The 15,800-nt window shown below is 37.9% G+C and carries 15 protein-coding genes; 7 read left to right on the top strand and 8 right to left on the bottom strand.

Going from position 1 to position 15,800, the window contains the following annotated elements:
• Positions 1 to 11 precede the first annotated feature (11 nt).
• From QWY88_RS10540 to QWY88_RS10525, 4 genes are all read left to right on the top strand, one after another.
• On the top strand, positions 12 to 1,070 hold the full coding sequence (locus tag QWY88_RS10540; RefSeq protein ID WP_304546379.1) for a quinone-dependent dihydroorotate dehydrogenase: 1,059 nt from the start codon (positions 12 to 14) through the stop codon (positions 1,068 to 1,070).
• A gap of 104 nt (positions 1,071 to 1,174) precedes the next feature.
• On the top strand, positions 1,175 to 2,425 hold the full coding sequence (locus QWY88_RS10535; protein ID WP_304546378.1) for a M16 family metallopeptidase: 1,251 nt from the start codon (positions 1,175 to 1,177) through the stop codon (positions 2,423 to 2,425).
• Positions 2,426 to 2,472: 47 nt separating this feature from the next.
• Entirely contained in the window at positions 2,473 to 3,366 is an 894-nt protein-coding gene (gene dapA, locus QWY88_RS10530) for a 4-hydroxy-tetrahydrodipicolinate synthase (protein ID WP_304546353.1), read from the top strand.
• Positions 3,367 to 3,368: 2 nt separating this feature from the next.
• On the top strand, positions 3,369 to 4,145 hold the full coding sequence (locus QWY88_RS10525) for an enoyl-ACP reductase (RefSeq protein ID WP_304546352.1): 777 nt from the start codon (positions 3,369 to 3,371) through the stop codon (positions 4,143 to 4,145).
• Between the two features lie 25 nt (positions 4,146 to 4,170).
• Here QWY88_RS10525 and QWY88_RS10520 read toward each other — a convergent pair whose 3' ends face one another.
• The 5 genes from QWY88_RS10520 to QWY88_RS10500 are packed head-to-tail and all read right to left on the bottom strand — an operon-like array spanning position 4,171 to position 8,166.
• Entirely contained in the window at positions 4,171 to 4,929 is a 759-nt protein-coding gene (locus tag QWY88_RS10520) for a metal ABC transporter permease (protein ID WP_304546351.1), read from the bottom strand.
• Positions 4,920 to 5,801: a metal ABC transporter substrate-binding protein gene (locus QWY88_RS10515; protein ID WP_304546350.1), complete on the bottom strand. Its 882-nt coding sequence runs from the start codon at positions 5,799 to 5,801 to the stop codon at positions 4,920 to 4,922. The genes QWY88_RS10520 and QWY88_RS10515 overlap by 10 nt, the downstream gene beginning before the upstream one ends.
• A gap of 9 nt (positions 5,802 to 5,810) precedes the next feature.
• On the bottom strand, positions 5,811 to 7,184 hold the full coding sequence (locus tag QWY88_RS10510; RefSeq protein ID WP_304546349.1) for a TonB-dependent receptor: 1,374 nt from the start codon (positions 7,182 to 7,184) through the stop codon (positions 5,811 to 5,813).
• Positions 7,185 to 7,236: 52 nt separating this feature from the next.
• Complete coding sequence (locus tag QWY88_RS10505; RefSeq protein WP_304546348.1) at positions 7,237 to 7,509, bottom strand: hypothetical protein; 273 nt, start codon at positions 7,507 to 7,509, stop codon at positions 7,237 to 7,239.
• Positions 7,510 to 7,539: 30 nt separating this feature from the next.
• Positions 7,540 to 8,166, bottom strand: a complete 627-nt coding sequence (locus tag QWY88_RS10500) for a class I SAM-dependent methyltransferase (protein WP_304546347.1) — start codon at positions 8,164 to 8,166, stop codon at positions 7,540 to 7,542.
• Positions 8,167 to 8,244: 78 nt separating this feature from the next.
• On the opposite strand from QWY88_RS10500, the gene pgsA reads away from it, so the two are divergent.
• Genes pgsA through QWY88_RS10485 form a run of 3 tightly spaced genes read left to right on the top strand, consistent with a single transcriptional unit; the run spans position 8,245 to position 10,533 of the window.
• Positions 8,245 to 8,796, top strand: a complete 552-nt coding sequence (gene pgsA, locus QWY88_RS10495; RefSeq protein WP_304546346.1) for a CDP-diacylglycerol--glycerol-3-phosphate 3-phosphatidyltransferase — start codon at positions 8,245 to 8,247, stop codon at positions 8,794 to 8,796.
• Positions 8,796 to 9,848 carry an RIP metalloprotease RseP gene (rseP, locus tag QWY88_RS10490; protein WP_304546345.1) on the top strand — a complete coding sequence of 351 codons (1,053 nt, stop codon included), beginning with the start codon at positions 8,796 to 8,798 and terminating at the stop codon, positions 9,846 to 9,848. Before pgsA ends, rseP begins: the two co-directional genes overlap by 1 nt.
• Positions 9,849 to 9,858: 10 nt before the next feature.
• A complete protein-coding gene (locus QWY88_RS10485; RefSeq protein ID WP_304546344.1) occupies positions 9,859 to 10,533 on the top strand; it encodes a YggS family pyridoxal phosphate-dependent enzyme in 675 nt (224 codons plus the stop codon).
• Between the two features lie 11 nt (positions 10,534 to 10,544).
• On the opposite strand, the gene QWY88_RS10480 is transcribed toward QWY88_RS10485, so the two are convergent.
• The 3 genes from QWY88_RS10480 to QWY88_RS10470 are packed head-to-tail and all read right to left on the bottom strand — an operon-like array spanning position 10,545 to position 15,793.
• Positions 10,545 to 11,276 (bottom strand): energy transducer TonB, encoded by a 732-nt coding sequence (locus QWY88_RS10480; protein WP_304546343.1) that lies wholly within the window; start codon positions 11,274 to 11,276, stop codon positions 10,545 to 10,547.
• Positions 11,269 to 14,352 carry an efflux RND transporter permease subunit gene (locus tag QWY88_RS10475; protein WP_304546342.1) on the bottom strand — a complete coding sequence of 1,028 codons (3,084 nt, stop codon included), beginning with the start codon at positions 14,350 to 14,352 and terminating at the stop codon, positions 11,269 to 11,271. The genes QWY88_RS10480 and QWY88_RS10475 overlap by 8 nt, the downstream gene beginning before the upstream one ends.
• Before the next feature lie 13 nt (positions 14,353 to 14,365).
• Positions 14,366 to 15,793 (bottom strand): 4Fe-4S binding protein, encoded by a 1,428-nt coding sequence (locus QWY88_RS10470; RefSeq protein WP_304546341.1) that lies wholly within the window; start codon positions 15,791 to 15,793, stop codon positions 14,366 to 14,368.
• Between the last annotated feature and the right edge of the window lie 7 nt (positions 15,794 to 15,800).

Genomic DNA, 15,800 nt, shown 5'->3' with positions numbered 1-15,800 from the left:
AGTGGATGACTATGCTAAATTACAACTCAATCAAACCATATCTTTTTAAATTTCAACCTGAAAGTGCACACCATATAGCTGAGTTTGTACTCAAACTTCCAAATATTTCTCAACTCCCGTTTAACTCATTTTTAGAGTCTCATTTTATCAATGACGAGATCTTAAACCAAGAGCTTTTTGGAAGAACATTTTTAAACCCTGTAGGACTTGGTGCCGGCTTTGATAAAAATGCTACGATGATCAGAGGTATTCAAATACTTGGATTTGGTTTTACCGAGATAGGGACAGTTACACCTAAACCACAACCGGGTAATCCAAAGCCAAGAATGTTTCGTCACGTTGAAGAGGAAACTATTCAAAACGCAATGGGATTTAATAACGACGGTGCTTATAAAGTTGTTCAAAGATTAAAAGAGCGTTATCCATTCTCTACACCTATCGGGATCAACATCGGAAAAAATAAAGTAACTCCGGAAAATGAAGCTATTAGCGACTATACGCACCTTATAAAAGCGTTTAACGGTTTAGGGGATTATTTTGTAATCAACATCTCTTCACCAAATACTCCAGGACTTCGCGATCTGCAAAACGAAGAGTTTATCACAGAGCTTTTTAAAGAGGCTAAAGCACTTACGGATATGCCGATTTTGTTAAAAATTGCACCTGATATGACAAAAGAAGACGCAGTGGCTCTTACAAAACTTGCAGTTGAAAAAGGTGCTGACGGTATCATTGCTACAAATACTACAATCGATTATTCACTGGTAAAAAACCCTAAAGATATCGGTGGACTCAGCGGTGCAGTCTTAAAAGAAAAAAGTTTCGAAATTTTTGAAGCAATAGCAAAAGAGTTATATGGTAAAACTACACTTATTTCTGTAGGCGGGATAGATTCAGCCGAAGAAGCATACAGAAGAATCAAAGCTGGTGCATCATTGGTACAAGTTTACAGTGCAATGATTTTCCACGGTCCGGATCTTATTATGAATATAAACAAAGGACTTATTGAACTGCTAAAAGCTGACGGATACACAAACATTACAGAAGCTATCGGAGCAGATAGAAAATGATCAAAAGCTTAGCTGTTTTAGCACTATCAGCAACAATGATTTTTTCTTCAGACAAAGTAGTAAACGATAAAGAGAGCGATATGAGTAGAATGAAAACGGTAAAAATGGGAGATACACTTCCTGCATACAAAACAAAAACACTTGAGAACGGACTGCAGATCGTAGTTGTTCCTATGGAAAATGACACAAATGTAGTAAGTACTGATATCTTTTATAAAGTTGGTAGCCGTAACGAGATTATGGGTAAAACAGGGATCGCTCATATGCTAGAGCATATGAACTTCAAATCAAGCAAAAATCTCCAGGCGGGAGAGTTTGACAAAGAGGTAAAAAGCATCGGTGGTGTAAACAACGCTTCAACAAGCTTTGACTACACACACTACTACATAAAATCAAGTACAGACAATATGCAAAAGTCGATCGAGCTGTACGCTGAGCTTATGCAGAACCTTACTTTAAAAGATGAAGAGTTTCAGCCTGAGCGTGATGTTGTAACTGAAGAGCGTCGTTGGAGAACAGACAACAATCCTCTTGGATACCTTTACTTCAAACTGTTTAACAACGCTTACGTATACCACCCGTACCACTGGACACCTATCGGTTTTATGAACGATATTCGTACATGGACGATCGAAGATATTAGAGATTTTCACACTACATATTACCAACCACAAAATGCTATTCTTGTCGTAACGGGTGATGTTGAGCCTAAAAAAGTGTTTGAACAAGCACAAAAAGCTTTCGGAGAGATCAAAAACAGTGCAGATATCCCTGAGGTAAAATTTGTAGAACCGGAACAAGACGGTGCTAAAAAAGTTACTATCCATAAAGAGAGTGAAGTTGAAATGATCGCTATCACTTTCCATATTCCTGACTTTAAAAGTGAGGATCAGGTAACGCTAAGTGTGATCTCGGAGATCCTATACTCTGGGAAAAGTTCACGTCTTTATAAAGAGCTTGTAAACAAACAACGCCTTGTAAACTCTGTGTATGCTTACAATATGGAAAATACCGATCCGGGGCTGTTTATCTTTATGGCTACATGTAACCCTGGTGTAAAAGCAAAAACAGTAGAAAAAGAGCTGATCAAACAGATCAATCTTCTTAAAGAGGAAAAAGTATCAAAAAAAGAGCTTGAAAAAGTGAAGATCAATACAAAATCAGACTTTATCTATTCACTTGAAAGCGCAACAAGCGTTGCAAACCTTTATGGAAGTTATCTTGTTCGCGGAGATACTACACCGCTTATGAACTATGAAGAAGCTGTTAATAAAATAACACCGAAACAAGTGCAAAACATTGCAAATAAATACTTTAATTTCAACAAATCAACAACGGTTATTCTAAAAAAATAAAACTTTTTTAGCTATAATTGCACATAATTTTAAAGAGGGTAAATTATATGGACATAGTTACTGGTTCTTCAACCGCACTAATTACACCATTTAAAAATGGTAAACTAGATGAGCAAAAATATGCTGATCTTATAAGAAGACAAATCAAAAACGGGATGGATGCAGTATGTCCGGTGGGTACTACTGGAGAGAGTGCTACACTGACACACGATGAACACAAACGCTGTATAGAGATAGCTGTAGAAGTTTGTAAAGGTACATCTACAAAGGTTCTTGCAGGTGCAGGAAGTAATGCAACTCACGAAGCTATAGAGATCGCAAAACATGCACAAAGCTGTGGTGTTGATGCTATTTTTTCAGTAAGTCCATACTATAACAAACCTTCTCAAGAGGGGCTTTACCAACACTATAAAGCGATAGCTGAGGCTGTTCCTGAGCTTCCTTTTATGCTTTACAATGTTCCTGGCCGTACAGGTGTTGATATCTTAGCGGATACTGCAATCAGATTATTTGATGATGTAAAGAACATCTACGGTATCAAAGAAGCTACAGGTTCACTAGAACGTACAGTTGAACTTTTATCTCAAAGACCTGACTTTAAAGTATTCTCAGGTGATGATGCGATCGATTATCCGATCCTTGCAAACGGCGGAGCAGGAATTACATCCGTGACATCTAACTTGATGCCGGATCTTAAATCTGAACTTGTAAACAAAGCACTTAGCGGTGACTTTGCAGGTGCTCGTGCTATAAATGACAAACTTTACCCACTTAACAGCGTAATGTTTTGTGAAGCGAACCCTATCCCTGTAAAAGCAGCAATGTATATAGCGGGTCTTTTAGATACTTTAGAGTATAGACTTCCTCTTGTTGCTCCTAGTGCGGAGAATATGAAAAAAATCGAAGAAGTAATGAAAAATTACGATATTAAAGGAATGTAAGAATGGCAGATTTTAAAGGAAAAACTCTTTTTATTAGTGGTGGTACTCGCGGTATCGGTAAAGCTATAGTTTACGCTTTTGCTGAAGCTGGTGCAAATGTTGCATTTACATATGCATCTAGTGCAGATACTGCAAATGAGATGGTAGCTGATCTTGAGTCAAGATTCGGTATAAAATCTCGTGCTTACAAGCTAAACATCTTAGAGCCTGAAACATACAAAGATGTTTTTAAAGAGTTTGATGAGGATTTTGATTCTTTAAACTTTTTTATCTCTAATGCTATCATTTCCGGTCGTGCAGTTGTTGGCGGTTTCGGACCGTTTATGAGACTAAAACCTAAAGGACTTAACAATATCTGGACAGCTACGGTTGATGCATTTGTTGTAGGTACTCAAGAAGCAGCAAAAAGAATCGAGCAAGCTGGTGGCGGAAGCATCATCTCTATGAGCTCAACTGGTAACCTTATCTATACACCGAACTATGCAGGTCACGGTGCAAACAAAGCTGCTGTTGAAGCGATGGTTAGATATGCCGCTGCTGAGCTTGGTGAGAAAAACATTCGTGTAAATGCAGTAAGCGGTGGACCAATCGATACTGACGCACTAAGAGCTTTCCCTAACTACGATGAAGTTCGTGCTGAGACTGAAAGAAGAAGTCCGTTAAACAGAATGGGATTCCCGGAAGATTTAAGCGGTGCTTGTAAATTTTTATGTAGCGATGAAGCTGGATGGATCACAGGCCATACACTTATCATCGACGGTGGAACTACATTCCAATAAAAAAGTAGTAAGGTTTTCTAACCTTCTACTCCTCTACTCTCTCTTTTTTATCATTTAACATTACAAATCCCAAAGAAACAATTACCATAACAAATATGATGCTGTAACCTGTAGGAAGATCAAAACTGTATGAACCTATCATAGCGCCTATTATTGCAACTGTTCCTACAAACCAAGCGAGATATAAAGGGGAAAATCTTTTTTGTACCAGGCCAATATACGCCGGAGCGATTAAAAGAGCAAAGACAACTAACACTCCTGCAACTTGTACCGATGATGTCACGGTAAGAGCGAGCATTACAAAAAATGTCACCTCTTTAAAAAACCCTTTCATCTTAGGGTAAAGTGCAAACATCACTAAAGAGATAGGGATATATACCGCTAAACTCTTATAGAAATCCTCTTGCGATGTAAAAAGAATGTCTGCAGCACTGAGTTTGGAAAATATCTCCATCCCCTCGGCACTTTTAGAGAGTATGATCATGATTGAAGAGATACCAAGAGCGTATAAAAGCCCGATAAAGGCTTCAACGTTCTTGATGTTTTTACTTGCCCATGCGATGATAAGTGCGGCGAAGATTGCAAAGCTCAAAACTAAAAGCGTTTGATATGCTCCATCAAAAAAGGCAACACTTAACGCCATTCCTACGGCTGCAATTTGTCCGATCGCAAGGTCTGTAAAGATCACACCTCTGCGGATGATCTCTACACCAAATATGGCATGGATGTAAACAAGTAAAAAAGCCAGCATAAATGCCGGCCAAAAAATCTCTATTATCTGCATAATCTCATTTCAATCGTATTATAAAAACTTTTCAGTGTGTCGGTACCTTCAACACTTCCAACGTCGTGTGGCACAATTATAACATCTGCACCGCTCTTCTGTGCTATGAACTGAGCAGTTTTCTTCTCATGATATACATCTTGAAGAATTGTTTTTACATTTTTTTCTTTCATCAAATTAACCGTTTTCAATATACTTTTTGAACTAGGTGTAATTCCAGGTAACGGTTCAATATTTCCATAAAGTTCAAACTCATATCTTTTTAGAAAGTATGTAAAAAGTTCATGATACTGAACAACCTTTTTCCCTTTACACGCTCCCATTTTTGTATCATACTGTTTTAAGTACTGATTCCACTCTTCTAAGAACAGTGCAAGATTTTTTTCATAAGCAGCACTGTTTTCACCATCAAGTAATGAAAGTTTTTTAGTAATAAGTTTTGCAATAACTCCTACATTATGCGGATCTAGTGCGAAGTGAGGATTACCGTCTGGATGAACATCCCCTAAAGCGCGAGATACAACAGCAGGTTTATTAAGCATTGTAATCACACCGCTTACATCTAAAAACCCTTTTGCACCGGCATTAAGCTCACCGTTTTGTGCACCGCGAAGAAGTGGCGGCAACCAACCGATCTCTAACTGTCCGCCGTTTACAACGAGTAGATCGGCACGACGAAGTTTTGTAATAAGAGAAGGTTTTGGTACTACAAAATGTGGATCAAATGTAGGATCGGCTAAAACATCTACTTTAACATTCTCTCCCCCTACCTCTTTTACAATCTCACCTAAATAAGCGTATGTCGTTACAACATTTACTTTTGCAAAAAGTGATACAGTTGCTAATAAAGTTATAAATAATATTTTTTTCATCATCTACTCCTAGAAATTATGTGCGCCGTGTGCGCCGATCGCTAAATTCAATTGAAGAATCACAGTATCGATATGTTGTCTTTCACCATCTTCATTAAACATTGCATTATTACGGTTATATTGCAGTCTTATTCTTGCAAATTCACTTGTAGAGTAATCTACCATTGCAGAGTATCTGTTAAAATTTTTCTCTGTCTGGTCTACAATACTATTTTTAATAATTTCATTTTTATCGATATTTTCATATCTTCCACCTATACGCCAGTTTTGATTGTATGCATATACAAGTTGCGCATAGTAACCGCCCTGTTTTTTTGTAGTCGGTGTTACGTTAAACGTAGTCTGATTTACATCTGCGTATGTATAAAGGTCTCCATCCATATCACGGTAAAGATATTCTCCTTGAAATGCAAGGTAAGAATATGAATCAAAATAGTGTTTTACAGTAAGGTCGACACCATACAGATAACTGTCAGCTACAAATGCATGAGGGCCTTCTTCATCATCTAAATGGTTTATATGGCTGTCTCCATACGCTATTGAACCGCCGTAAAGAACCGTCGTATTGCCAAGGTCAAATGAACTTTTAACGTACCCTACTAACAGATTTGGCTGGGAAGGAGATGCTACGGCAATGCTCTCTGCATCCCCTGCAGGTGCAATAGCATCTGTACCGTACATTGAAGGGTTCTTCCCTTGAAGTGCTTCAAATCCAACCATTACATAAGTATCTGTAGGGAGTGTCCAGTGTACTTGCGCACCTATATCATTGATCCCGTGTTCCCCAAGAAAAGCCATATATACCAAAGGCATATCTGAAAAATCCTGCACATGCTGGTGCTGTTCATTGATACGCCCAAAGCTTGAACGGAATTTACCTATTTTTGCTTTTAGCCCGTATCCTAAAGATGTAGTCTCTCCATAAGCCTCTTCGATCTCAAAGCCGTCTTCAGTTAAATGAAAAACAGCCATTGTTCTAAAGTACGGGTCAACTACACTCTCCATTGCAACTTCTGCATAGTTCAGGTTAAAACCGTTAGATGCATTGTAAGGGGCATGTGAGTGTTCACCGTGTGAATGACTTCCCATAATACCGTGTGCAACTCCCGGAATCTCCAGGTGTGTCAACTCTTCATCTTTCACTGAGCGGCTTACATAACTCGTATCTACGATCAAAGAGAGATCGGGCATGTAACTACTTTGGGAAAAACTATTTAAACTCCCCATAAGAGAGTTTCTCATCTTTGTATCTTCTTGTTGTTGCTGTTGTTGTTGAATTATTGCTTCTAAAGAATCTATTCTAAGTTTAAGATCCTCGATTTCGCTATTTGCAAATAATGACAATGATGCAAATAGCGATAAATATGCTATTTTTTTGTACATAAATATCCTCTTAATATTTTTTTTTGATAATGGTTTGTTTATATGTTTGATATTAAGAGATTTTTGGAGGTGCGCGAGAGTTTACGTTTGAGATAAACTGATTTATATGCACAGAAGCCATTGGAGTAACAATAGCTTCAGAGATGTTATCTAAATAGGAAAGATAAACACTCTCTTGCGGAGTATCGGCATCTAAAATTGTAGATTGTACTATACAGATCTGACAGTCGTTATGTTGTTTACCGTCATTATGATGGTGAAACGAACCCATCATTGTTGCTAAGAAAAGTATAATACCTACATATTTAGATAAAAAGTTTTGCATGTGGAATTATAGTGCAATCTTATTAAAGATTTAATTAGAGAAGACAACTAATCTCTTGTGTATAGTGCAGTTTTGAAAACTGAACCTCTTTTGTATCCATTCAAAACTCTCTTTTGTATAGAAAAAAACATGGGTTGGGTCATTTTTGTAGTACCAAGAAGCAAAGTCTATGGAGTCATTATATATTTCAGTCATTAGGTAAAGTTTCCCACCCTCTTTTAACATCTCTTTGATATGTGTAAACTCTTTATTTGGCTCGTAAAAATGTTCTATCACCTCGCATGAAGTGATATAGTCGTATTTTTGCTCTAAAAGTTCAGGATTGTTTTCAAAAAAAGGATCATAGCTGTTGATCGTGACACCATGTTCTTCAAGCACTTTGGAGATAACTTTTGAGCGTCCAGAGCCAAAATCAAGCCCTTTGGCCTCTGTTGAAAACTCATCGACTACATGAGAGATGATCGGAGAGACAAAGTTTTTATACCCTTTATCTATCTCGGTATCGTGAAGCTCGTAGCGCTCTTTTTCGCTGCTTTCATTGGGCAAATCTTCTTGTGCCGTAAAAATAGCTCTACACGTTGGACATCTAAAGTATTTTTGTTTATCTTGATGAAAAAATTGTGCTTGTGTTCCACAAAGTCTGCAAGTTTGATTCATAAGTGTAATTGTATCATATCAACCATAGATAAGCATACATAAGATAAAATCCCTTTGAAAAACACATAAGGAATCTTTTTGCTCAATCTACCAAATATTTTAGCCTCTCTTAGAATACTGCTTGCACCGTTAATGTTTTGGGTTATTTTAAACCCGCAAATATTTACAGATAACGGTTACGATATCACTTGGAACTACTATTTCGCTTCACTGCTGTTTGTTCTCGCAAGTGTTACAGACTTTTTTGACGGCTATATCGCCAGAGAGTGGAACCAGATGACTATGCTTGGTGCGATTTTAGATCCCTTAGCAGACAAGATGCTTACACTTGCGGCCTTCTTAGGTCTTATGATGATCGGGGAAGCTTCAGCGTGGGCTATCTACATCATCATCGTAAGAGAGCTGTTTATCACGGGGATCAGAACTGTTGCGGTAAGTGAAGGTTTAAGTGTAAAAGCGAGCTTGGCAGGAAAAGTAAAAACGGTTGCACAGATGATAGCGATCGGTTTCTTACTTATGCACTGGCCTTACGGTAACTTGCTTTTATGGGTTGCGGTATTTTTAACAGTATATTCTGGTCTTGAATATCTTTGGGGCTTTAGAAAAGCACTTTTAGGAGATGAAATATAATGGGTATCTTTTTATCACTACTCGTACTCTCGGCTTTAATCTTCTTCCATGAACTCGGACACTATGCGGCTGCTCGTTTAATGGGTGTTTATGTAGAAGTATTTAGCATCGGTTTTGGTAAACGTGTAGCTACCATTAAAAAATGGGGGACTGAGTGGAGTATTGCTCTTATTCCTCTTGGGGGTTACGTTCGTATGAAAGGTCAAGATGATATGGACCCTTCTAAAAAATCGTACGATCCAGACAGCTACAACTCAAAAACACCTCTGCAAAAGATCTTTATCCTTGTAGCCGGACCTTTGGCAAACTTTTTACTTGCATTTGTACTTTACTTTGCAATCGGACTCAGCGGACCAAAAGAGCTTTCACCCGTAATCGGTACAGTTGTAAAAGACTCACCGGCAAGCAAAGCAGGTCTCCAAGAAAAAGATGAGATCATCTCAATTAACGGTGAACAGGTTAAAAGCTGGAATAAAATGGCTGAACTTATTGCCGGTTCAAATGGAAGTTTACAATTAGAGATAAAACGTGAAAATTACCTTCAGCAGATCCTTTTAACACCTGAACTTAACGAGACACAAAATATGTACGGTGAAAACGTAAAAAGAAAGATGATCGGTATCTCGGCTGCAGGTGTTACTCACCCTAAAGAGTTAAGCTTTTTTGGAACATTTGGATACGCTTATGATCAAACTGTTTTTGCAAGTACGGTTATTTTTACAGGTGTAAAAAAGCTAATCTTCGGAGAGGTTCCTGCTGATCAATTAGGTGGTGTGATAAGCATTGTAAAACTCACTTCAGATGCTAGTGAAGTGGGCTGGATCAGTCTCTTTTTCTTTACGGCACTTATTTCGGTAAACTTAGGGGTATTAAACCTACTTCCAATCCCTGCACTTGACGGGGGACACATAATGTTTAACATCTATGAGATGATCTTCCGCCGCGAAGTGAGTGAACGTGTAATGGTCAACCTTACTATTGCCGGATGGGTGATACTTTTTGGACTTATGGGTCTTGGTCTTTACAACGATATAAACAGATTAGCACAATAGGAGGATAGATATGAATCAAACTGAATACAAAATTTATATAGATGACGTGATCAGACGTGTTGAAACAGCTCGTCTTAAAGTGGACGATCACCACATTGTAAAAATCGTTGCAGTAAGTAAGTACTCTACAAGTGATGAGATTGAAAAACTTTATGAGATTGGTCAACGTGCGTTTGGAGAAAACAAGGTACAGGACTTAAAGGTAAAATCTGCCGAGCTTGAAGAACTTCCGTTAGAGTGGCACTTTATCGGTAATCTGCAAAAAAACAAGATCAATAACCTAATTGATCTTAACCCTTCACTTTTCCAGGGACTAGATTCACTAGAGCTTGCACAAGAACTACAAAAAAAACTTGTTGCAAAAGATACGACAATGGATTGTCTGCTGCAGATCAACTCTGCAAAAGAGGAGTCTAAACACGGTGTAATGCCTGAGGAGGCTCTAGCTGTCTATAAACAGATCGAAACAGAGTGTCCAAATATCCACTTAAAAGGTGTAATGAGCATCGGCGCGCATACTGATGACAAAGCAGTGATCAAACAAAGTTTTGAGACAACTCACGAGATTTTTAAACAACTGCCGAATGCAAAAATCTGTTCAATGGGGATGAGCGGTGATTTTGAACTCGCAATTGAATGCGGTTCAAACATGGTACGCCTCGGCTCTATAATGTTCGATAAGTAGAGACTATTTCTTTACTTGAGCGTATATGCAAGTTTAATTTGAAACTCTTGAGGAAAGTCTATTAAAGACTTTTCTACATTCACGGGAAAACTACTTTCAATCGCTTGAATCGTAGCATTTTTAAAGATGCTTTTTCCCGCGATAACCTTAATTGCAGAAACTCCGCCATCTGCCAAAACGATAAACTTCACATCTACATCACCCTCAACACCACGTCTTCGTGCTGAAAGAGGATAACGTTTATTTTCATTGATTTTTTTCACCAGCTGCAATGTAAACTGATCCAGTTCTTGCTGCCTTGCTATTATCATCTCTTGAAGTTGTTGATCGTGAAGAAGCTCTTCCTCAAGCGTCTCTTCTTGTTCATTCTCCTCTTGTATCATCTCCTCTTCAACTTGGGCAACTACTTCCTCTTCTATAGGCTCTTGTTTTACAATTTCTTCGACACTCTCTTTTGATTGCTTTACTTGCTCTACTTTAGGTTGCAGTTTCTCTTTTTTTTCAACCTTTTTTACAACTTTCTTTGGAGCTTTATTTTTCGGCTGTGTTTCAAGCTTTTGTGTATGTTTTTTCTTAGATGTACATTGCTTTTGTTGTATAACAGAGATGGCAACTGTTTGTGTATCTGCTAAATCCTGTGATTGAGAAACTTCCTCTTCATTACCTACAATGTATATGATTGAGGCAATTAAAGAAGTATATAAAACCAGAGATGCTACAAATGCAAAGATATATCTATTCATATTTTCCACCGCTTACATAGTTAAATAAAACAGGTAGATAAAAAAGATTTAAAATCGTTCCCCATAACAAGCCAAATCCCAAACTCACCGCTAAAGGCTGGAAAGCCACCGCTTGTGCAGTTGCAAAAAACATTAAAGATGACAACCCTACCAGTGTTGTCAACGATGTCAGTATAATAGGACGAAACCTTGTTGCTGCAAGTGTAAATATATCCTCTTTTTTATGTGCCTTGATCAATGTAGACATCATAATGATCCCGTCATTTACGATAACACCTGAGAGTCCCAAAGCTCCGATCAATGACGGCAGTGATATATTGAGTCCCATAATATAATGCCCCGCATATACCCCTAAAAATGAAAACGGTATAACGGAGAGGACTATCAACGTGTCTCTAAAGGAGTTAAAGAGATATAGGATCGAGATAAATATCAATACAACAGCAAACAGTGACGCAACTACAAGTTCCGTTTTAAGAGTTGCCTGTTGCTCCTGCTCCCCTTTAAAGCGTAATGAAACACCATCCGTATTTTGAAGTTTCTGCAGTGTCGGTGCAATTTTTTCCAAAACTTCTGAAGATGTTACTATAGAAGGATTTACATTGGCAAATACATAAAAGTTAGTCTCCCCGTCCTCTTTGACAAGTTGCTCCAGAGACTCCACTTTTTCAAAACTACAAAGGTCACTCAGCTTGATATATCTCTCGTTAACATATATTTCAAGGTCTTTAAACTTTTGCAGATCGTTTTTATAATTGACAGACTTGATCTTCAAATCCAGAAGCTCTTTTCCGTCAAAAATTGTCCCTATTTTTTTCGAAAGATAAAGATTTGCTATATAGTTTCCAAGATATTTTTTCGTAATCCCAAGTTCGCGTGCATAGCTGTTAAGATGCAGTTTAATCTCATCTATCCCCACTTTCACATTGTCACCGTAGTATTTGATCCCCTCTATTTTTGAGAGGGCATTTTCAAGCTCTCTTACCGATGCAAGTGCTTTTTGGTGTTCATCACTCACTACACCTATGCGGATATCTGCTTTTACATGATCCATCTGTTTTTCAACAACACTCAAACTGCTTAAACTGTACTTCTCTTTTAAACCTTCTTGGGCAAGCCATTTTCGAAGTTCACTCGATATCTCTTGTGATGACTTGTCTCTGATTCTGTCCGTAGTATCGTAATAAAAACTCAAATAGGGTGTAATGTACTTATCCATAAAGTTTAACGGCTTGAGTTTGTAAAGCTCCAAAGTCAGATAGCCTACATATGGGTACATCTCCCGATCACCCGTTGCACTTCTTCTATACCCTGCCGTTGAGCTAACATGCTTTACAAAAAATCTCTCTTTTTGCGTTAGTATCTCTCTTTCAAGTTCCTGAACTATTTGTAGAGACTCTTCAAGTGTTGTTGTAGGTTGCGCCTTAAACGTAATGTTGATCAAAGAGGTATCAAAAGGTTGAAACATCTGAAATCTTGAGTTTTTAACCCCTGCAAATATTAGTAACGGTACTACAATAAGAAACACGGTAATAAAAGTTTTTTGGTAGGAGAGGAGGAACTCCAAACTTTTTTCATAGAGATGTTGCACTTTCTTCCACGATAAAGTTTTTACATCTTTTGAAAGTGTGTGTGAAGCGTGGATCGGAAGAAAAACAAAAGATTCAATCAAAGATGCGATCACAAGTGCTGAAAATGCGATCGGGATCAGCTGAATAATCTCCCCTATTCTCCCACTGAGCATCAGCAAAGGGATAAACGAGAACAATGTAGTAAGCGATGCGATTGTAACAGGCTTGGCCATCTCTTTTGTTCCAAGGAGTGCCGCTTCTTTTACGCCGTAACCTTTTTCTATATACTGCTGAATGTTTTCACTTACCACGATCGCATCATCAACAATAATACCGATAGCTATCAAAACCCCGATAAGCGAGTTGACGTTAATGCTGTAAGGGGTAAAGTAAAAATATATTGCCCCGATTACAAACGAAGTCGGAATACCAAGAGCAATAATAAACGCTATACGGATGTTAATAAGCACAGAGATCATCATCATAATCAACAAAATTCCAAAAAGGATGTTTGATATGACGATATTCAGTCTGTCTTTAATCACCGTTGAGCGATCCATTCTAATCTCTATCTCGGCACCTTTTAAACTGGTAGTGGCGATCAGCTTTTTGATCTCGTCAGATATTGTCAGTGCATCGCCGATAGGATTTTGTGAAATAGCTAATGATATGGAATTTTGAGCATCCATACTCGCAAGTGTCGAGGCATCTTCATATTTTTTTGAGATGGTAGCGATATCGCTGATATTTACCTGCTTGTCGCCGATGCTTATGATCGTTTTTTCAAGATCGAATGCAACTTGTTCCTGATTTTTTATCGAGAGGTAGAACTGCTCCTTTGCATTATCTATTTTTCCCAGTGGAAATATGTATGAAAGTTCCGAAAAAGCCTTTACCACATCCTCTAGTCCAAGACCGTATGCACCGAGTTTGTTCTCATCTATAAGTATCTCATAATAAAGATCTGAGTCTCCAAAGATTCTTACCTCAGAGATATTCTTTATGTTTAAGAGCTTTATTTTAAGATTTTTTGCAAGTGATTTGAGCTCATCACGGGAGAGCTTGGAGGATAAAATAGCGATATGCATCAAACTCTTAGAATGGATCATACTGCGCACGGTTGGCAGTTCCATATCGCTTGGCAGTGTGCTTTCAATCGTTGCAAGTGTATCTTCTACATCTTTTTGCACATCTTGTTTGTCAATGCCCTCTTCAAGCTCTAAAGTAATAACAAACTGTCCCGGAGAGATGATAGAGGTGATGTTACTCACACCTACGACATTATTTATCTCCGCTTCAATTTCCGAAACTGCCATATTGTTAAGTGCATCAACCGAAGCCCCTTGATAAACTCCATGGATCGTCAATGTTTCAGGTTCAATAGTGGGTGCTATCTCTTTAGGAATTTTTGTATATGCAAAGATTCCTAAAGCAAATATGAGAAAAAATAAAGTGTAATTCATTTTATAGTTATCTAGAAAAAACTTTAAAAATCTTTCAAACATTTGCTATATGGCCCTACCCTTTATTGTTTACTGTTTTATGCTGCATTGCATGATGAGAGTGTTTAGCAACTCCGTAAGTTTTGAACACGTAGCCTCTGTAGATATTTACAGAAAGAAAAAATATGATCAATGACGCTGCAAAAGGGAATGCTACCATCTTTTTCATTTTAGTTGCATCAATTTTTGCCAATCTTTTATATAAAATGACAAATGCCCATACAACCGCAATCCACTTAAGTGCTCCAAAAATATGTAGCCAACTGTCACCTCGGCTTGCTAATGGTGCAACATCTAAAGTTATCCCTATCCCCTGAGCAAATCCTTCTGCAATTTTAGCCGAACCGCGAGTAAAAAAACTCTCGAGTGTATGTGCAATAGAACCGAGTATAAAAAGTGGTGCAAATGCATATCCCAGGTCATAAAACGTTGATTTAAAATCTTTTTGTAATATTTTTGAAGCTATAAACATCCCAATGAGTGCTGCTGCTACTGAAAATATAACTGCATAGATAAAAGAGAACAAACCTACAGCATCCATAGAACCAAAATTGATATATTGTTCAAAATAGTGTGCCGTTTTACTCCAGATCATATCATCTGCTGCATTTGTTCTGTTGATCCCGTGATGAAAAGACATCGTTATAGGGATAGCTGCAAGAATTAAAATATATGCCCAGATCTCAGCCGGCATACTCTGAAACTTTTTAAAAAGTGAAAATGAAGGCTTTTGAACTTTAAAAGCCACTGCTTCACATGCACTTGTACAATCCATACAAAGTGTACAATCAGTCATAGAATTGCGTTTGTCAAAAGTAAAAGGTTTTAGGTTCTGGTCACATGCACTTGCACAATCAAAAGTCTTACAAGAACTACACTCATCTTTATACGTTCCTATCCAAGTAAACGACATCTTCGCATATGCACGGCTGAGTACTCCGATAGGACAAACAGATTTACAATAGCTCATATCTTTATAAACAAAATAGAGTCCAAAAGCTAACAAAGTCATTATAGTAAACATTACAGCTGTACCAAGCGGACTGCGGAATAATCCCGGGTATGCATAGTATATGCCCCACCAGCCGATCATTAAAATAGCAATTCCTATATATCTGTTTTGCATCCATTTAGGCATCTTCTTCTGTAAACCATACTTCGTTATGTATTTTCCTATAAAACCATGCGGACACACACCACAAAACACACGCCCTAAAGTAGGCAGTGTTACAACCATAAACAAAGCCCAGAACACTCCCCAAAATACTGCTGATGTAAAAATATTTTCTTTTCCAGGATGAGCATATCCGTAGTAGATTGCATAAAAAAACACCACTGCGATCAACACTCTTAAAGCCATTAAAAAGCTTTGGTTTTTAAAAAGAAATCTTGTGATCCCGTACTTTAGCAAGTCATTCTTGTCTCTTTGAACCTCTTCTACCATCTTTTCT

This window comes from Sulfurimonas sp. hsl 1-7 (assembly GCF_030577135.1).
GTDB classification, from domain to species: domain Bacteria; phylum Campylobacterota; class Campylobacteria; order Campylobacterales; family Sulfurimonadaceae; genus Sulfurimonas; species Sulfurimonas microaerophilus.
The sequence above is the reverse complement of the archived record's forward strand: the minus strand, read 5'-3'. Positions and strand labels throughout refer to the sequence as shown.